Below are 897 nucleotides of genomic sequence, written 5' to 3'. Positions count from 1 at the left end.
GTGCTGACCCGCCATAAAGGCAGCGTTCTGCTCTCTATGCTGCTCACCTGGATGCTCTCCGCCTGTATTGTGGTGGTGATCCTGATGGCACCTGCGCTGATGCAGAAACAGCACGGCATTAGCGCCGCGCTGAGCCTGCAGGCTAACTGCCTGGCAACGGTGATGCTGCTGGTGGGTTGTATTATCGCCGGATGGCTGGTGGACTGGATAGGCGCGGCGAAAACCCTGACGGGCGGCTCGCTGCTGCTGGCGGTCTGTAGCTGGCACTTCTTTGCCAGCCAGACGCCGGATGCCAACGGCCTCTTCTTTAACTATGGGCTGGCGGGACTGAGCGTCGGCGTGGTGGGCGTGGTGCCCTTTTTGATGGTGCGCGCCTTTCCTGCGGCGGTGCGCTTCACCGGTATCTCATTCTCCTATAACGTTGCCTACGCCATCTTTGGCGGTCTGACGCCGATCTTCGTGACGTTGATCCTGCGGCTGACGCCGCTGGCGCCTGCCTGGTATGTGGTGGCGCTGGCGCTGACCGGGCTGTTTATTGGGCTGTGGCTGCACAATGCCGGACGGCAGGGCGCGCTGGCGAGTGAAACGCGTCTGTAGCCAGTAATAGCCGCAGTACGAGGCTCACAGCTAACGTCTTAGCGATAAATAACGCGCCTGTCTCCAGGCGCGTTAGGCGCTTATCCGACGGCTCTCTCTTTCGGCGTAACCGCCGCACGCTTCATCAGCGGCGCGGTCAACAGGTAAACGAGGCAGGCGACGATAATCGAATTGAAAACCGGCACGCCGCGCTCAACCAGCAGCCCGGCGGCGCTGCCTGCGACGCTGGCGATCAGCGCAGGCCAGCCGATAAGCCGCGAAGTTGGCGGCAGCGCATTGCTGGCGCGGCTCTGCGCCAGC

General features: G+C 62.5%; 2 pseudogenes. One reads left to right on the top strand and one right to left on the bottom strand.

The annotated features are described in order from the left end of the window. Window positions 1-597: pseudogene (locus B3797_RS14715) on the top strand (MFS transporter); the annotation flags it as partial. Window positions 598-677: 80 nt separating this feature from the next. Here the strand turns inward: B3797_RS14715 and B3797_RS14710 are convergent. Beyond that, window positions 678-897, bottom strand: a pseudogene (locus tag B3797_RS14710) (hypothetical protein); the annotation flags it as partial.

This window comes from Pantoea sp. UBA5923, from assembly GCF_002431095.1.
Lineage (GTDB): Bacteria > Pseudomonadota > Gammaproteobacteria > Enterobacterales > Enterobacteriaceae > Pantoea > Pantoea piersonii.
This window is presented reverse-complemented; position numbering and strand designations above follow the sequence as displayed.